Below are 16,849 nucleotides of genomic sequence, written 5' to 3'. Positions count from 1 at the left end.
GATGTCCTGATGTCTCAATCATTAGGACACCAGGAACCCCTGCCAGGCCAACGGTGTGGGGCGGTGTGCAGCTCGACAGGTGGTGCACCTGCGAGACGCCGTACACAGGACGCGACCTGCGCTCAGGTGCACTACGAGCGGCCTGATACCTCCTGTCGAGCTGCATGCCGTCGCCGGGATGTCCGTGGGGTGAGTAAGACTTGGCGGGTGAGTTCGGTGGTGCGGGTTTGGCGGGCTGGGCGGATGGTTGATCCGCATTCGGTGATCGGAGGGTTGCGGAAGGGGCCTGGCGACCCTGCGTACTACTTCGAGAGTGGCCGTCGTACGGTCTGGCGGGCGACCCGGACGCCGGACGGGCCGGTGCTGCTGCGACTGGCGCCGTACGCCGGGGAAGTCGAGGCGGAGGCCTGGGGTCCGGGAGCGGCCTGGGTGCTTGACGGGGTGCCGGAGTTGCTCGGCGAGGCGGACAGTTGGGACGGGTTCGAGCCGCTGCCGGAGCATCAGGCGCTGGTGGATGCGGCGCGGCGCTTCCCGCATGTGCGGGTGCCGCGGACGCGGGCGGTGTTCGAAGCGATGGCGGCCGCGGGGATCGAGCAGGTCGTCACCGGCAAAGAGGCGTTCCGGGCGTGGCGGCTGCTACTGCGTGAGTACGGCGAGCCCGCACCGGGTCCGAGCACCCGGGATGGGCGCGTGCTGATCGTCCCGCCGTCGCCGGAGGAGTGGCGGCAGATCCCGTCGTGGCAGTGGCTGCGGGCCGGGGTCGAAGGTCGGCGTTCGCGGGTTGTGCTGACGGCTGCGACGCGGGCGAAGGCGCTGGAGCGGACGCTCGAGCTGACCGATTCGGAGGAGATCGAGCGGCGGCTGCGGTCGCTGCCGGGCGTCGGGGTGTGGACCGCGGCCGAGGTGCGGCAGCGGGCGCATGGTGACGCCGACGCGTTCTCGTTCGCGGACTACCACGTGTCCCGCGACGTGTCCTACGCGCTGATCGGCGAGGAACTCGACGACGAAGGGTGCGCCGAACTGATCGAGCCGTACCGAGGCCACCGGTTCCGGGTCCAGCGCCTGCTCGAGCTGGCCGGCATCCGCCACCCCCGCCACGGCCCACGCCAGTCACTGCCCACCCATACCCCGGGAGCAACCCATCGCTTGAGGTAGCCGTCGCCGGGGCACTGGAGTGCCACCATGACGATCGACGGGGACGGCCTCTACCTGGTGGCGGGGCTCGCCCTGCTGCTCGGCGCAGTGCTCCCGCGCCTCCTCCGCCGGTACGCCGTCTCCGCGCCGATCGCGTTCCTCGGCGCCGGCCTGCTGCTCGGCCTGGCGGTCGGCGACCGGGAGCTCAGCCCGCTCGCCGAACCGGAGATCACCGAACACCTGGCCGAACTGACGGTGATCGTCGCCCTGATGGGCGTCGGCCTTGCCATCGACCGCCCGATCAGCTTGCTGCAGTGGAGAGTCACCTGGCGACTGCTGTTCGTTGCGATGCCCGCAGGGGTCGCGGCACTGACCGGAGTCGGCTGGCTGCTCGGCCTCGCGCCGGCGACGGCGCTGCTCATCGCCGCCGTACTGGCGCCCACCGATCCGGTGCTGGCCTCCGACGTCCAGGTCGGCGGGCCGACCACCGGGGAGGATGCCGAGCTCGACGAGGACGACGAAGTACGGTTCGCGCTGACCTCCGAGGCTGGCCTGAACGACGGCCTGGCCGCTCCACTCGTCTACCTCGCCGTGTTCATCGCCACCAAAAGCTTCTCGCCGGTCGAGTGGCTGGCTTGGGACCTGGTCGGCAAGTCGGTCATCGGAGTCGCCGTCGGCTTCGGGGCGGGTTGGTTGCTGGGGAGGATGACCTTCTCGGCCCCGGCGCGGAGCTTCCGGCTGGCGGACTCTCGCGAGCCGGTGCTGGCGCTGGCCATGACCCTTGGCGTCTACGGACTCACTGAGGTCCTGCACGGCTACGGCTTCATCGCGGTGTTCGTCGCGGCGCTCACGCTCCGGTCGGCCGAGCGTCGTCACGACTTCCACGAGGAGTTGCACGACTTCATCGGTGAGCTCGAACACATCCTGACCTGGGGAGTGCTGCTGCTCCTGGGTGTCGCGATCACCTGCGGTCTACTCAGGCCGCTCACCCCGGCCGGAGTGGCGATCGGCGTACTGCTGGTGCTGGTGGTGCGCCCACTGGTTGCCTGGCTGTCACTCGCGCGGACGGAACTGGACCGGTCGGAGCGCTGGGCGACTGCCGCCTTCGGGGTCCGAGGGGTGTCGTCGGTGTACTACCTGGCAGCGGTCGGCGCGCACTTCCGCTCCGATCTGCCGTGGTTGTGGGCGACGCTCGGGTTCACGGTGGTCCTGAGCGTCGTACTGCACGGCATCGCCGCCACGCCGGTGATGCGGTTCCTGGAACAGCGGAGCCAGGCCGTACGGGACTGAGATCGGTCGTCTCGAATGGTGGGAAGTGAAGACACAATATGGACCCGATTGGGTAATCTCGGGGGAGCTCATCCAGAGGGACTGAGGGAAACGGCCCGTTGACGTCCCGGCAACCCTCCCCGTTGAGGCCCCACTCCCGGGATCCTCGCGGCGGACCGGTGCCAAATCCGTCCCGCGCCGAGATCCGGCTCCCGGGGAAGATGAGAGGGGAACCTCACTCATGAGCCTGACCGCCGCCACCCACACGATCCGTGAAGGTGCCTTCGGCAACGGAACGCACCTGAGCTGTCGCGCCTGTGGGGCGAAGTCGCCGCTCGGCCCGTTCTACGCCTGTATGGAGTGCTTCGGTCCACTCGAGGTCGGGTACGACTACCCGACCATCACCCGCGAGCAGATCGAGGCCGGACCCAAGAACATCTGGCGCTACCAGCCACTGCTGCCCGTCCCGGTCGACGTGGCCAGCTTCCCGAACACCGAGCCGGGCTACACCCGGCTGATCGATGCCGGCAACCTCGCCCGCGAACTCGGCCTGCGCAAACTGTGGGTCAAGGACGACTCGGGCAACCCGACCCACTCCTTCAAGGACCGCGTGGTCGCCTCCGCCCTGAGCGCCACCCGCGAACTCGGCCTGAAGGTCTTCGCCTGCCCCTCCACCGGCAACCTGGCCAACGCCGTCGCCGCGGCCGCCGCCCGGGCCGGCATCCGCTCGGTCGTGTTCATCCCGCACGACCTCGAGCGCCCGAAGGTGATCACCACCGCCGTGTACGGCGGCACCCTGGTCGCCGTCGAGGGCAACTACGACGACGTGAACAAGTTGGCCTCGGAGATCGCCGGCGAGGAGGAGGGCTGGGCGTTCGTCAACGTCAACGTCCGCCCGTACTACTCCGAGGGTTCCAAGACGCTGGCCTTCGAGATCGCCGAGCAGCTCGGCTGGCGGCTGCCGCAGCAGATCGTCATCCCGGTCGCGTCCGGCTCGCAGCTGACCAAGATCGACAAGGGCTTCACCGAACTCGGCAAGCTCGGCCTGGTCGACGCGACCGACTACAAGGTGTACGGCGCGCAGGCGACCGGCTGCTCGCCCGTCGCGCAGGCGTTCCGCGACGGCCACGACGTGGTCAAGCCGGTGAAGCCGTCGACGATCGCGAAGTCGCTGGCGATCGGCAACCCGGCCGACGGTCCGTACGTGCTGGACGTCGCCCGCCGTACCGGCGGCGCGATCGCGGACGTCAGCGACGAGGAAGTCGTCGAGGGCATCCAGTTGCTGGCCCGGACCGAGGGCATCTTCACCGAGACCGCGGGCGGGGTGACGGTCGCGACGCTGAAGAAACTGATCGAGACCGGCCAGCTCGACCCCGAAGCCGAGACGGTGATCATCAACTCCGGCGACGGGCTGAAGACGCTCGACGCCGTGGCCGACCGGGTCGGCCCCAAGGTGACCATCCCCGCGTCGTACGACGCCTTCGTGAAGGCAGGCCTGCAGTGAGCGTGAGCGTACGGGTCCCGACCATCCTGCGGCCCTACACCCAGGGCGCGTCCGAGGTGTCCGCCGAGGGCGGGACGCTGGTCGAGGTGCTCGACTCGCTGGACAGCTCCTACCCCGGGATCAAGGGCCGGGTGCTGGACGAGTCGGGTGAGCTGCGCCGGTTCGTGAACGTGTACGTCGACGATGACGACGTACGGTTCGCCGACGGCCTGCAGACCTCGATCAAGGACGGCGGTCAGGTCTCGATCATCCCCGCGGTCGCCGGCGGCTGAGTTGATGTTCCGGGCGTGAACTGTCCGGAACAGGCGCTAGCGTCGCCTACATGGCGACTCACTGGACCATTGGCGCGGATGCGGCCGATCCGCAGCGACTGGCAGAGTTCTGGGCGGCTGCGCTCGGCTACATTCTCGAGCCCGGGTACGACGACCCGGACGGAGCCTCGATCGTCGATCCCGATGACGTGGGACCGGCGATCGGGTTCCTCCGGGTGCCCGAGCCCAAGACCTCGAAGAACCGGCTGCACATCGACATCCGCGTCGCGGGCCCCGGTGAGCGCGACGCCGCCTCCGCGGAGCGCATGCGCACGAAGGCCGCCGCGCTGGTGGACCTCGGCGCGACCCAGGTCCGCGAGGACTTCTACGGCCCCGAACTCGGCCACATCGTGATGCTCGATCCCGAAGGCAACGAGTTCTGCGTGGGCTGACTACGATGCCGCCATGCGCGCTGTCGTTGTCGAGGAGTACGGCGTACTGCCCGTCGTACAAGAGGTTCCGCGGCCTGAGCCGGCGGATGGCTCGGTCGTTCTGAAGGTCGAGGCGACCGGGTTGTGCCGGAGCGACTGGCACGGCTGGATGGGACACGACTCGGACATCGTGCTGCCGCATGTGCCGGGTCATGAGCTCGCCGGGACGATCGCTGCGATCGGGGCCGGCGTTCAGGGCTGGCAGGTCGGGGAGCGGGTGACGACGCCCTTCATCTGTGCGTGTGGCGCTTGTGAGCAGTGCCGCGACGGGAACCAGCAGGTCTGTCCGAATCAGCTGCAGCCTGGGTTCAACTACTGGGGCTCGTTCGCGGAGTACGTCGCGGTGCCGTACGCCGAGGTGAATCTCGTCAGGCTGCCGGACGACCTGGGCTTCGCGACCGCCGCTGGCCTGGGCTGCCGCTTCGCCACGTCCTTCCGCGCGATCCACCAGGTCGGCAAGGTTGTCGCCGGGGAGAACGTGGTGATCTTCGGTTGCGGAGGCGTCGGGCTGTCGGCCGTCATGATCGCGGCGGCCCTCGGTGCGCGGGTGATCGCCGTTGACACCAATCCCGACGCGTTGAAGCTCGCCCGCGAGTACGGCGCATCCGACACCCTGCAAGCCTCGTCGACCACCGTCGAGGAGATCCAGGATCTCGGTGGCGCACACGTGACCATGGACGCTCTCGGCTCCAACGACATCGTCCAGCAGGCCCTGCTCGCATTGAAGCCGCGCGGCCGCCACCTCCAGGTCGGCCTCCTTCCGTCGGGGCTGCAACTGGACGTAGGCCGCCTCATCGGCCAGGAACTCCAATGGTTCGGCAGCCACGGCATGCCCGCCCACGCCTACCCCGAGATGCTCAACTTAGTTGCCACCGGCAACCTCAAGCCTGCCGACCTGATCACCCGCACCATCACCCTGGAACAAACCCCCGCCGCCCTGGCAGCCCTCTCCAACGGCACCCCCGCCGGCGTCACCATCATCAAGCCCTGACCCCTCTGCCTGGCTGACCCACGGGTGTGTGGGTTGGCCCAGCGGAACCCGGTGGGCAAACCCGCCGTCTGTTGGGTCAGCCCATCAATGCGGGAGGGCCAGAGCAGCAGCCTGCACACACCGCGGCCGGCCAGGTCCCGGGCTCACCCTTGCCTTACGGGTCCGCCCGGTTGTCTTGCCACGAGCCCAGTCGTCTCGCGGACGACCGCTCGCCGACCCGCGGATCGCCCCGGGCGGCAGCCCGTGCAGCCCGGGCGAGAGCCCGGCACAACGCGGCGGGGCAGACCCCAGCTGTTCTACAGGCGGATCAGGTAGACGGTGGGTGGGCGGCCGGTTCGGCCGTGTTGCTGGCTGCCTATGGGGTCGGCCAGGCCGGCTCGTTCCAGGCGTTTGAGGACTCGGCGGGCGGTGCGGAGTTGGACGGCGAGGTGGTCGGCGACGTCTTGGGTGGTGAGGCCGTCGGGGAGGGCGGCGGTGAGTTCGCGCATCCGGGCCAGGGTTTGCGTGTTGAGGCCGACGCGTCGCGCCAGGAGCGGGAGGCTTTCGGTGCCGCGGGCGGCGGCTGGGTGGTCGCCGGACGGCTGGATCACGATCTCCACGTCGTCGGACATCGACACCACTCCGGCGACCGTGCCGATAGAGCCGGCCCGGCTGACCGCGCGACGGGCGAGTGCTTCGGCTTCGGCCGCGGTACGTCCGACGCCGAAGCCGACGTACGCCGTGCTGTGCCTTGCGGCGAGGTGGTCGAGGAGGGGCATCCGGGAGAACTGTTCGGTCGCCTGCTCGAGCAGGCCGCGGGTGGTGACGACGAGGTGCCGGCCGTCGGGGAGCGCGGCCAGGCTGCCGCCGAGTGTGATCAGGTCCGCGGCCAGGGCGTCGTCCGGTTCGGGGAGGTCGATGACGCCGAGCGCGACCTGCGCGTCGCCGACGTGCTGGCCGGTCGTCGTCAGCACCAAGGCTTGCAGTGTCGACCGGATCGAGTAGCGCGAGGGCGCGAGCCGGACCGAGGGCATCTCGTTCTCGAGCAGGTGGAAGGCAGAGCCGAGGCAGCTGATCGCGACCTTGGTGTCGTGCTTGTCCCGCGCGGTCCGGTGGAACTCGACGATGTCGTCAGAGGTGAGGCCGGGCCGGTATGGCAGCACCTGGATCTGATCGGTCGGCAGCTTGGCCTCGATCAGCGTCTCCATCACCTCGCTGCGGCGCAGGGTGTCGATGGAGAACTGGGTGACGTTGTGCCCGAGCCGGAGCAGTTCGACCAGCGCCCGCAGCAGGGTGGCGCCGTCGTACGAGACGTACATCGCGGGCCGGTCGATCACGCCGGCCTCGGTGGCGATCGTGTACGGCACGACGCCGGTGAACAGCAGCGCGTCGACTTTCTCGTGTGCCTGCTCGACCAGTTCGACCGCTTCGGTCTCGTGCCGGTAGGGCAGCGGGAGCAGATTCGCGCCGCTCGGCGGACCGACGGCGATGACGCGCTGGACCAGGTCCTCGGGGCCGACGACGCCGACGGTGAGGGCCATCAGGCCACCGCGCCAGGGGCTGAGCTCATCTGCACGGCACTCCTTCGAAGACTTCTGGTCTGGCCCTTAAATCGCAGGATAGTGGCTGAGTTCCTCGAGGCAGCGGATCACCAGGTCGCGCTCACCGGCCGGCAGGTCCGGACCGTACGGGTCGTGGGATGCCTCCTCAGGGATCAGGCCCTCCCACACCGCCGCCCAGAGCATCCGCTGCACGTAACCCTCGATAGGTGCGTAGAAGGTCGCCGCAGCGAAGCGGTCCAGCCGGTCTGAGGCCGTCAGGAAGCCGCTGTGGTCGCCTGACGTCCAAGTCCGCAGTACGGCGGCCGACAGCTCGACCTGAGCCGCGGCGATCCCGACCAGAGCCGTGTCAGCGCCCCACATGAACGACGGGCCGTACATCCGGTCCTCGCCCGTGATCAGGAGCTTCCCAGTGCCGCGTCCGGCCCAGATGGCGTCCTGGCAGCCGATGGCGCGGTCCAGAGTCGCCGTCTTGACCCCGAGCATGGAGTCAAGGCTCAGCAGGTCGCGGATCAGCTCAGGCGAGTACGGGTATCCGCCCGCCTCCCCGTGCAGGTAGAAGCCGACCAGCGGCAGCCCACTCTCGGCCGCCACGCGCTCGTGCAGTGCCACCGCCTGCGCATGCCCGTCCGGCAGGTCTCCGAGAGCAGCCAGCGGGTAGACCATCACCGCATCGGCTCCACCCGCGGCCGCCTGCTGTGCCACCGCCACAGTCGCGTCAGAAGCCTCCTGCAGGCTCTGAGCCGATTCAGACCGCGGTACGCCGACCCCCGCGACGATCGGGAGGTCCGTCGCCTGCCGCCACGTCTCCAGCACCTTGGACCGGTCAGCCGCCGTCAGGTAGAGCCCTCGCCCGGTGTGAGCCCAGACGGCCAGGCCACCGATGGACTGAGCAGCGAGAGCACCGGCGTACGACCCCAGTACGTCGTACGCGACGACACCCTCGGTGGACATCGGAGTGACGACCGCGGGAAGCAGCGTGCCGCGGAGTCGTGCGACGAGTGCGTGCATGGGACCTCTCAGACGTCGTGGCCGAGGCCTGGTCGCTTGGGTACGTCGATCCAGCCGTCACAGTCGGCGAAGACGGTCGGAGCGAGTGGATCCTCGTGCACCATCAGTGGACCGACCAGATCGGCCGCGACAGTGGCACCCGGTACGGCGGCGGCCAGGTGAACCGCGGCCAGTGTGGCCACGCCCAGCTCCGGCATGGAGCCTACCTTCACCGCCAGCCCGGCGGCCTCGGCCACGTTCGCGATCTGCAGGGCGCGGTGCAGTCCGCCGACCTTGAGGATCTTGATGTTCAGTACGTCCGCCGCACCGCGACGGGCGATCTCGAGAGCGTCGTGCAGCGAGTGCATGCTCTCGTCGACCATCAGCCGTACGTCGAGGCGCTCCCGCAGCCGGACCAGGCCGGCCAGGTCCCAGCGCGGCAGAGGCTGCTCCAGCAGCGTCAGACCGGCGTCCGCCATCTTCGCCAGGTACGGCAGCGCGGTCGCGTCGTACCCCTCGTTGGCATCGAGACACAGCTCGGCGTCGGCGGGGATGACAGAGCGGACCGCGCGGATGAGTTCCAGGTCGTCGGCCGGCACGTGGCCGCCCTTGACCTTCAGGTGGCTGAAGCCCTTGGCGGAGTACTCCGCGGCCTCGGCCGCCATCTCGTCGAGCGTGCCCAGCCCGACCACCCAGGTCGTCTGCACACGGTCGCGGACGCTGCCACCGAGCAGTGTGTGCACCGGCCACCCGCTGATCCGGCCTGCCAGGTCGAACAGCGCGATGTCGAGGCCGGACTTGGCCACCTGCTGGCCGCGGAGGACTGTGTCCATCACCACATGCGCCCCGGCCCGGTCGAGCGGGTCGTGGCCGATCAGGGCCGGGGCGAGATGTTCCTCGATCGCGGCGGTGACCCCGGCCAGCGTCTCCCCGGTGTACGCCGTCATCGGGGAGGTCTCGCCGATGCCGATGGCACCGTCGGAGGTGTGCACCTCGACGACCAGGCTGACCAGTTCGGTGCTGGTCCCGCTGCTGATCCGGAACGGCCGGCGGTACCGCGCGCTCACCACTCGGGTCTTGATGGCGCTGATCGGCCCCGAGCCGGTCCCGGCGGGCAACCCGACCGGATGCGATGCAACACTCAATTCCGGCTCCTAAGGGTCGCAATCTGACGCGAAAGCATTTACGGTCAAGACCGTAAATACCGCGAGCGCTCTCTGTCAACGGAAGGTGGCACCCCCGATGCGGCTGGGTCTCTATCTGAACCTCTACGGCACCCCCGGCGAGCGGCCCCTGCTGGCGGACGCGGTGGAGCAGGCGCGGCTGGCCGAACAGGCCGGGTTCGAGTGGATCGTGCTCGGGGAACGGCACCTGCACCGGCCCGGGTACCACGAGATCCTCACCTCGCTGACCTGGCTGGCGGCGAAGACCGAGCGGATCGGGATCGCCACCGCGGGGATCGTTGCCCCGCTCTACCACCCCGTCGTCCTGGCCGAGACGCTCGCGCACCTCGACGTACTGTCCGGCGGCCGCGTCACCGCCGGCTTCGTGCTCGGCTACCGGCCGGAGGAGTTCGCCCTGTACGGCGTGACGCAGCCGGAGCGGGTCGCGCGGTTCGAGGAGTGCCTGGAGATCGTCACCCGGTTGTGGACCGAGGACGAGGTCTCCTACGACGGCAAGTTCACCAGCATCCGTGAGGCGTATCTCTCACCGCGCCCGCTGCAGAGCCCGCGACCGCGGCTGTGGAACGGCGGCCGGGTGTCCGCCGTACTGGAGCGGACCGCACGGATGTGCGACGGCTGGACCACGTCGTTCAACGAACTGGACTCCGACCTGCCGGACAAGATCGCCGAGTACCTGTCGTACCCGCGCGGCGAGGGCACGCTCGGGGCCGAGGTGATCCTCTGCCGGGAGGGCTTCTGCGCCCCGACCTCGCAGGACGCCCGGCAGACGCTGGAGGAGCCGCTGCGCGACCTGTACGACGCCTACACCGGCTGGAAGCGCACCTCGACGGACGCGAGCCGCTACACGCAGGGCTGGGACGACATCGCCGCACGCAGCCTGATCGGGTCCCCGGCCGAGTGCGCCGAGCGACTGGCGCACTACGAGGAGATGGGGGCCGACGGCATCATCCTGCGGATCCAGCCGCCGGGGATGCCGCAGGCCGACGTACTCCGCTCGATCGAGGCGTTCGGGGAGCTCAGCAACTAAACCTCGGCCTCCGACGTCTTGGAGTCGGACGCCTCGGCGTCCGGCGGCTCCGCCGCGGCGGGCTCGACCGTCTCCTCCTCGTCCTGCGGGTCGTTGCCGGAGATGAGCCCGCTGAGCCAGGCGGTCGAGGGGTCCGCGTCCACCAGCAGCGCCCTCATCAGCAGCGACAGCGGGATGGCGAGGATGGCGCCCAGCGGGCCGAGGACCCAGGCCCAGAAGATCAGGGACAGGAAGGTCAGCGTGGTGGACAGCCCGACCGCATCACCGACGACCTTCGGCTGGATGATCGACTGGAGGATGAAGTTGATCACGCTGTAGGCGACGATCACCCAGATCATCGTCTCCCACCCGCTGTCGAGCAGGCCGAGCAGGGCCGGCGGGACGAGCCCGATGAAGAATCCGATGTTCGGGATGTAGTTGGTGATGAACGCGAGCAGCCCCCACAACCACGGCAGCGGGATGTCGAGCAGGTACAGCACTCCGACGTCCACCAGCGCCACGATCAGTCCGAACACGCTCGAGACGATCAGGTAGCGCGTCGTATCGCGGGCGAAGCCGATCAGGGCGCCGGCCAGCCCGGGCCGGACCCGCCTTGTCTCGGTCATCCGGTCGGTGAACCGGATGGCGTCGATGCCCATGAAGAACAGCAGCACCACGATCAGGCCGAGGTCGGAGAAGACCCCGAGCAGGCTGGTCAGCCAGCTCTCCAGGAGGTTGAGGAGCGTGCCGAAGTCGAACGCCTGGAGCGCGGTCTGGATCTCCTGATCGCCGATCCCGCGGTCGGCCAGCCAGCCCCGCACATCGTCGACAAGGCCGGCGAACGTGTCCTGGTACTTGGGCAACAATGTCGCCAGCCGGGCGATGGAAAAGGCCAGCGCCGCCGCCAGCCCCAGCAGAAGGGCGTTCACCGCCACGAGCGAGACCAGCCCGGCCAGCCATCTCCGGGTGCCGTGCCGGATCAGGAAGCGGCGCAGCGGACTCATGGCGACGGTCAGGACCAGCGCGAGAAAGACCGGGCCGGCGATGTCGGAGAAGCCGCGCAGCCCGGCGGCCGTGATGACCGCGCCGGCCATCCCGAGCAGTACGACGACCCCCCGCGGGAGCAGGTCCTTCGGTGCGGCGGCCGCTGGAGCGGGTAGCGGGTCGTCCGCGGACGTGGCGGGGGATTCCGGCACGTCGAAGCCTCCCTCCCGGGCTGGGTTCGGACCTCGAACATCGCTCGCATCCCCCGCGCCGACATCACCCAACTCGGATGATCCTCTGACCGCCCGTGCGCGCTTAGTGTCGATGAGCACTCGGCATCCATTCGGGGTGGCCGACCACTGAAGGGTGGGCGCAGATGACCCAGGAAGAGACCAACGACCGGCGAGAGCAGTCCGTGTTCGCCATGACCGGTGTCATGTTCGCCGCGACCATGATGGTCCTGATCGGCGCGTTCCAGGTGATCACCGGGCTCGCCGCCATCATCGACGACCGGTACTTCGTGACCGCCCAGGGGTACGCCTTCCACCTCGACACGACGGCCTGGGGCTGGATCCACCTGCTGCTCGGACTGCTCATGGTGGCGGCGGGCTTCGGCCTGTTCTACCGGGCCACCTGGGCCGGGGTGACCGCGCTGGTCCTCACGATCCTGAGCGCGATCGACAACTTCTTCTTCATTCCGTACGCGCCGGTGTGGTCGTTGCTGGTGATCGCCCTCGATGTCTGGGTGATCTGGGCGCTGACCCGGCCGAGAACGATCCACAGCTGACCGGGTCCGGCCGGCCATGGGCGTCGACGTTGTCTTCTGGACGGTGGTGCTGGCGCGGTTCCTCCTGCCGCTGCTCATCCCGCGCTACCCGCTGCCCGCGATCGTCGCCTGCCTGTTGCTGGACGGCGTAGACCAGACGATCTTCCAGACCTTCGGATTCGACCCGCCGAACTACCAGAGCTACGACAAGGCGATGGACGTGTTCTATCTGGCCGTCGCCTATCTGGCCAGCCTGCGCAACTGGACCCACCAGGGGGCGGTCAAGATCAGCCGGTTCCTGTTCTTCTACCGGCAGGTCGGCGTGGTGGCCTTCGAACTCAGCGGCGCCCGGTTCCTGCTGATGGTGTTCCCGAACACCTTCGAGTACTTCTTCATCGCCTACGAACTGGTGCGCAGCCGCCGCAATCCGCTGCGCTACTCGTTCAGGTTCTGGGTGCTGGTGGCCGGCGGGATCTGGATCTTCATCAAGCTGCCGCAGGAGTACTGGATCCACATCGCCCAGCTGGACCTGACCGACACCATCCGGGACGTCGCGTGGTTCGGACCGGCCCTGGTGCTCGCGATCCTCGCGCTCGCGGCGGTCCTCTGGTTCGTGGTCCGGCCCCGGCTCAGCCCGGCCGACTGGTCGCTGCGACTGGCGGCCGACCCGCTGCCGGTCCAGATCGACGAGGCCAGCGAGCGGGCCGCGTACCAGGCCTCGCACCGCAAGGTGTTCGACCTGGCCTCGCTGGAGAAGATCTTCCTGATCGGCCTGATCAGCGTGATCTACGGACGGGTGCTGCCGGGGGTCGAAGCGACCGACCTGCAGCTGTTCTTCGGTATTGCCGTCTTCGTCATCCTGAACTCCGCGATCGGGCTCTGGTCGGCCCGGCGAGGCTACGGGTGGGACTCCGCGCTGATCTCCTTCGCCGTCGTCTTCGCGGTCAACATCGGACTGGTCATCGTCGACCTCCTCCTGCTGCGGCGCTTCGGCGGCGGTGATCTGCGGCTGTCCGACACCTTCTTCTTCGTCTTCCTGGTGAGCATTCTGACCATGCTCTACGACAGGTACCGGCCGGTCGCCGACTACCGCGCCGCCCATCCGGAGGTCGTGGAACCTCAGCCACCACGAGTAGGAGGTCACGATGTCGGAGACTGATGCCAACCCCGCCGCGGCGAGGCACCGGCAACCGCCGGGGCCGGGTGAGGTCGAGGTCCCGGAGTGGCCGAGCCGGTGGGTCGGCTGGATCCTGTTCGCCGGCGTGATGATGATCGTGCTCGGCATGTTCCACGCGTTCCAGGGGTTCATCGCGCTGTTCGAGGACGACTACTACCTGGTCGGCCGGCGCGGTCTCACCATTCACCTGAACTACACGGGCTGGGGGTGGATCCATCTGTTCATGGGGCTGGTCGTCATCGCGGCCGGGATCGGGCTGCTGAACGGCCGGTTGTGGGGGCGCATCGTCGGCGTGGTCCTGGCGGTGATCAGTGTCATGGTCAACGTGGCGTTCCTCGCGGCGTACCCGCTCTGGTCGATGATCATGATCGCGGTCGACATCCTGGTCATCTGGGCGCTGACCGTCCACGGCGACGAGATGCGCGTCATCCGGGAGGGCCGGGACGAGGTCAGCCCTTGAGCCCGGACATCGCGATGCTGTCGGTCAGGTAGCGCTGCAGCAGGCCGAACACGAGCAGGCTCGGTACGACGGTGATGGTCGCGCCGGCCATCACCTGGTTGATCGGCACCGCCTGCGTCTGCAGGGTCGCCAGGCCGACGGTGAGCGTCTGCATCTCGGCGGACTGGCCGATCACCAGCGGCCAGAGGAAGTCGTTCCAGTGCCACAGGAACACGAAGATGCCGAGCGTGGCCAGCGCGGGCCGGATCAGCGGCAGCACGATCTGGGTGAAGATCCGCCACTCCGGCGCACCGTCGATCTCGGCCGCCTCGAACAATTCGTCCGGCAACTGGCTGATGAACTGCCGCAGCAGGAACACCGCCTGCGAGTTCGCCAGCGTGGGCACGATCAGCCCCCAGAAGCTGTCCACCCAGTCCAGCCGCGAGACCAGGATGTACGACGGGATCAGCGTCGCCTGGAACGGCACCATCAGAGTGGCCAGGAAGGCCCAGAACATGATGTCCCGGCCGGGGAACCGCTTCTTCGCGAAGGCGTAGCCGGCCATCGACGCGAACAGCAGTACGCAGACCACCGACACCAGCGAGTACAGCAGCGAGTTGACCGTCCAGCGGGGGATGTCCGAGCTGGACAGCACCCGCTCGAAGTTCTCGAACGTGAAGTTGGCCGGGTTGAGTGCGTCCGGGAACGTCCGGCCGCTCGGCGGCGCGAACGCGACCAGGACCATGGCCGCGAACGGTACGACGGTGACGATCGCGGTCAGCGCCAGCAGCGTCGGCAGGGTGAGCCGGGCGACCGGGCGGCGGTCGACCCGCGGCGACTCGGTCCGGTCCTGGACCTTGGGTCGTTCGAGCAGGTTCACCATCAGTCGTCCCTCCCGACGAGTCGTCGCTGTACGAGCGAGACGATGAGCACGATCAGGAACAGCACCAGTCCGATCGCACTGGCGTAGCCGAAGTCGAAGTACTTGAAGCCGCTGTCGTAGAGCAGATAGACGAGTGAGTAGCTGGAACGGACCGGCCCGCCACCGGTCATCACGTACATCGCGTCGAAGACCTGGAACGCGCCGATGGTCTCGATCACCAGCACGAAGAACAGCACCGGACGCAGCTGCGGCAAGGTGATGTAGCGGAACCGCTGCCAGCTGCCGGCGCCGTCGATCATCGCCGCGTCGAGGTACGACTTCGGCACCGCCTGGAGTCCGGCCAGCAGGATCAGCATCGAGTAGCCGAAGCCCTTCCAGGCCGACGTCACCGCGATCGACGCAAGCACCGATCCGGACTGGCCGAGGAAGTCCACCGGCCCGACCGACACCAGCCCGAGGACGGCGTTCAGCAGGCCGTCCTGGGCGTCGTAGATCCACTTCCAGATGACCGCGGCCAGCACGATGCTGGTCACGTACGGCAGGAAGAACACGCTGCGGAAGAAACCGCGGTTCCACACCACCTGCTGCAACATGATCGCGGTGCCCAGCGACAGCAGCACGGTCAGCGGGACGAAGATCACCGTGTAGGTGAGGGTGACCACCAGGCTCTGCCGGAACAGGTCGTCCTGGAGCAGCCGCGTGTAGTTGTCCACGGCAACGAAGGTCCAGCGGCCGCTGAGCCGGTAGTCGGTGAGCGAGAGCAGGAACGCGCCGACCACCGGCAGGAACCGGAACACCAGGAACAACGCGAGCATCGGGGCCACGAACAGCAGCCCGACCCATGGCCTACGGCGGGGCCCGCGCCGCCGCAGCGACGACGCGGGCTGCCGGAGTGTGTCGGTCAACGCTGTCTCGACAGAAGGTCGTTGGCCTGCTTGGCGGCGTCGTCGAGCGCCTGCTGCGGCTGCTTCTTGCCGGTCAGCACGGCCTGGATCTCGACGCCGAGCAGCGAGTTCACCTGCCGGGCGGCCGGGTTCGGCTCACCCGGGAAGGCGTACTGCAGCGCGTCGGCGAACTTCGCCGCCGTCGCGTCCGCGGCCGGCGCCTTCACATCGGTGCGCGGGGTGTAGAAGCCGGACGCCTTGCTGAGCGCCTCCAGTTGCGGCGGCTGGATCATGAACGACATGAACTTCTTCGCGGCGTCCTTGTTCTCCGAGGCGGCGTTCAGCACGAGCCCGCCGGGCAGACCGAAGCCGACCTGCTTCTGGCCGGTCAGCGGCGTACCGATCTCGATGTTCGCCGCGCCCCAGGTCTTCGCCACGGTGCCCGCGTCGGCCGGCGTGCTGGTGAAGGCCATCGCGACCTGGCCCTTGCCCAGCGGCGAGTCGGCGACGGTGTTGCCGTTGCTCAGTGCGCTCTTCGGGATGCCGCCCTCGTCCCACAGGGACTTGAGGAAGGTGAGCGCCGCCAGGCCCGGGGCCTGGTTGAAGGCGACCGACTTGCCGTCGTCGGCGAACACCTTGCCGCCGGCCTGCCACAGCAGCGGGTAGAAGTTCAGGTTCAGCGACGCCTCCGGCGAGGCGGAGTAGTCCAGCGTCGAGAACCCGGCCGCCTTGATCTTCGGCGCCGCGGCCTTGATCTCGTCCCAGGTCTCCGGCGGCTTGGTGATGCCGGCCTTGGTCAGGATCGTCTTGTTGTACATCGTCGAGGTGACGGTGTGGTAGATCGGTGCGCCGTACACCTTGCCCTCGACGGTCAGGCCCGGGATCGCGGCCGGCAGGAACTTGTCCTTGTCCGGTGTCACCACGTCGTCGACCGGCTCGAGCGAGCCGTTGGTGACGTACTGCGGGATCTGGTCGGGGATCATCAGCAGGACGTCCGGGCCCTTCTTGCCGGAGAACGCCGCCGCGACCTTCTCCTCCCGGTTCGCCCACGGCTGCATCTCCAGCTTCAGGTCGATGCCGGAGTTCGCGGCCTCGAAGTCCTTCTCGACCTTCTGCCAGTAGGCGTCGCTGGCCGCCTGGTCGCCGATCACCGGATACATCCAGAGCGTGACGCTCTTGGTCTCGGTCGACGAGGAGCCCGAGTCGCCGCCGCACGAGGAGAGTGCGGCGGCCAGTACGAGCGCCGTGAGTGGTGCCGCGATGCGGCGGACGGTCGTGTGAAGCGTGGAAGACATCGCACCCCCAGGGTGTCCGGAAGTCAGGGCCGGAAAGTAGATCGCCGAATAACGGTCAGGACC

At 68.6% G+C, this 16,849-nt stretch carries 17 protein-coding genes and 1 riboswitch; of the genes, 10 read left to right on the top strand and 7 right to left on the bottom strand.

Features of this window, described 5'->3' with window-relative positions:
• Positions 1-243: 243 nt before the first annotated feature.
• From E0H75_RS30290 to E0H75_RS30265, 6 genes are all read left to right on the top strand, one after another.
• Positions 244-1,155 (top strand): DNA-3-methyladenine glycosylase family protein, encoded by a 912-nt coding sequence (locus tag E0H75_RS30290; protein WP_238163352.1) that lies wholly within the window; start codon positions 244-246, stop codon positions 1,153-1,155.
• A gap of 27 nt (positions 1,156-1,182) precedes the next feature.
• Positions 1,183-2,424, top strand: coding sequence for a cation:proton antiporter (locus tag E0H75_RS30285; RefSeq protein ID WP_131517079.1), 1,242 nt, complete (start codon positions 1,183-1,185; stop codon positions 2,422-2,424).
• A 65-nt stretch (positions 2,425-2,489) separates the two neighbouring features.
• A riboswitch (SAM riboswitch) is annotated at positions 2,490-2,631 on the top strand.
• A gap of 13 nt (positions 2,632-2,644) precedes the next feature.
• Positions 2,645-3,907 (top strand): threonine synthase, encoded by a 1,263-nt coding sequence (gene thrC / locus E0H75_RS30280; RefSeq protein ID WP_131517078.1) that lies wholly within the window; start codon positions 2,645-2,647, stop codon positions 3,905-3,907.
• On the top strand, positions 3,904-4,179 hold the full coding sequence (locus E0H75_RS30275) for a ubiquitin-like small modifier protein 1 (protein WP_131517077.1): 276 nt from the start codon (positions 3,904-3,906) through the stop codon (positions 4,177-4,179). Before thrC ends, E0H75_RS30275 begins: the two co-directional genes overlap by 4 nt.
• A gap of 50 nt (positions 4,180-4,229) precedes the next feature.
• On the top strand, positions 4,230-4,610 hold the full coding sequence (locus E0H75_RS30270) for a VOC family protein (RefSeq protein WP_131517076.1): 381 nt from the start codon (positions 4,230-4,232) through the stop codon (positions 4,608-4,610).
• Positions 4,611-4,623: 13 nt separating this feature from the next.
• A complete protein-coding gene (locus tag E0H75_RS30265) occupies positions 4,624-5,640 on the top strand; it encodes a zinc-dependent alcohol dehydrogenase family protein (RefSeq protein WP_131517075.1) in 1,017 nt (338 codons plus the stop codon).
• A gap of 296 nt (positions 5,641-5,936) precedes the next feature.
• Here E0H75_RS30265 and E0H75_RS30260 read toward each other — a convergent pair whose 3' ends face one another.
• The 3 genes from E0H75_RS30260 to E0H75_RS30250 form a co-directional block, all read right to left on the bottom strand.
• Positions 5,937-7,160, bottom strand: a complete 1,224-nt coding sequence (locus E0H75_RS30260) for a response regulator (protein WP_131517074.1) — start codon at positions 7,158-7,160, stop codon at positions 5,937-5,939.
• A 66-nt stretch (positions 7,161-7,226) separates the two neighbouring features.
• Positions 7,227-8,189 carry a dihydrodipicolinate synthase family protein gene (locus E0H75_RS30255; RefSeq protein WP_131517073.1) on the bottom strand — a complete coding sequence of 321 codons (963 nt, stop codon included), beginning with the start codon at positions 8,187-8,189 and terminating at the stop codon, positions 7,227-7,229.
• An 8-nt stretch (positions 8,190-8,197) separates the two neighbouring features.
• Positions 8,198-9,313, bottom strand: a complete 1,116-nt coding sequence (locus tag E0H75_RS30250) for a mandelate racemase/muconate lactonizing enzyme family protein (RefSeq protein WP_202873240.1) — start codon at positions 9,311-9,313, stop codon at positions 8,198-8,200.
• Between the two features lie 97 nt (positions 9,314-9,410).
• Here E0H75_RS30250 and E0H75_RS30245 point away from each other — a divergent pair, with 97 nt between their 5' ends.
• Entirely contained in the window at positions 9,411-10,379 is a 969-nt protein-coding gene (locus tag E0H75_RS30245) for an LLM class flavin-dependent oxidoreductase (protein ID WP_131517072.1), read from the top strand.
• Here the strand turns inward: E0H75_RS30245 and E0H75_RS30240 are convergent.
• A complete protein-coding gene (locus E0H75_RS30240) occupies positions 10,376-11,554 on the bottom strand; it encodes an AI-2E family transporter (protein WP_202873239.1) in 1,179 nt (392 codons plus the stop codon). The two genes, E0H75_RS30245 and E0H75_RS30240, sit on opposite strands and share 4 nt — an antisense overlap.
• Before the next feature lie 164 nt (positions 11,555-11,718).
• On the opposite strand from E0H75_RS30240, the gene E0H75_RS30235 reads away from it, so the two are divergent.
• From E0H75_RS30235 to E0H75_RS30225, 3 genes are read left to right on the top strand one after another with little or no spacing between them, the layout of a single operon-like run.
• Entirely contained in the window at positions 11,719-12,129 is a 411-nt protein-coding gene (locus E0H75_RS30235) for a DUF7144 family membrane protein (protein WP_202873238.1), read from the top strand.
• Positions 12,130-12,145: 16 nt separating this feature from the next.
• The gene (locus E0H75_RS30230; protein WP_202873237.1) at positions 12,146-13,267 is read left to right on the top strand and encodes a hypothetical protein; all 1,122 of its coding nucleotides are present in this window, start codon (positions 12,146-12,148) and stop codon (positions 13,265-13,267) included.
• The gene (locus E0H75_RS30225; protein ID WP_202873236.1) at positions 13,254-13,745 is read left to right on the top strand and encodes a DUF7144 family membrane protein; all 492 of its coding nucleotides are present in this window, start codon (positions 13,254-13,256) and stop codon (positions 13,743-13,745) included. Before E0H75_RS30230 ends, E0H75_RS30225 begins: the two co-directional genes overlap by 14 nt.
• Here the strand turns inward: E0H75_RS30225 and E0H75_RS30220 are convergent.
• Genes E0H75_RS30220 through E0H75_RS30210 form a run of 3 tightly spaced genes read right to left on the bottom strand, consistent with a single transcriptional unit; the run spans position 13,735 to position 16,786 of the window.
• Entirely contained in the window at positions 13,735-14,607 is an 873-nt protein-coding gene (locus E0H75_RS30220; protein WP_131352946.1) for a carbohydrate ABC transporter permease, read from the bottom strand. The two genes, E0H75_RS30225 and E0H75_RS30220, sit on opposite strands and share 11 nt — an antisense overlap.
• Positions 14,607-15,512, bottom strand: coding sequence for a carbohydrate ABC transporter permease (locus E0H75_RS30215; protein WP_165554112.1), 906 nt, complete (start codon positions 15,510-15,512; stop codon positions 14,607-14,609). The genes E0H75_RS30220 and E0H75_RS30215 overlap by 1 nt, the downstream gene beginning before the upstream one ends.
• Positions 15,509-16,786, bottom strand: a complete 1,278-nt coding sequence (locus tag E0H75_RS30210; protein WP_131517071.1) for an ABC transporter substrate-binding protein — start codon at positions 16,784-16,786, stop codon at positions 15,509-15,511. Before E0H75_RS30210 ends, E0H75_RS30215 begins: the two co-directional genes overlap by 4 nt.
• Between the last annotated feature and the right edge of the window lie 63 nt (positions 16,787-16,849).

Source organism: Kribbella capetownensis, from assembly GCF_004331485.1.
GTDB lineage: Bacteria > Actinomycetota > Actinomycetes > Propionibacteriales > Kribbellaceae > Kribbella > Kribbella capetownensis.
This window is presented reverse-complemented; position numbering and strand designations above follow the sequence as displayed.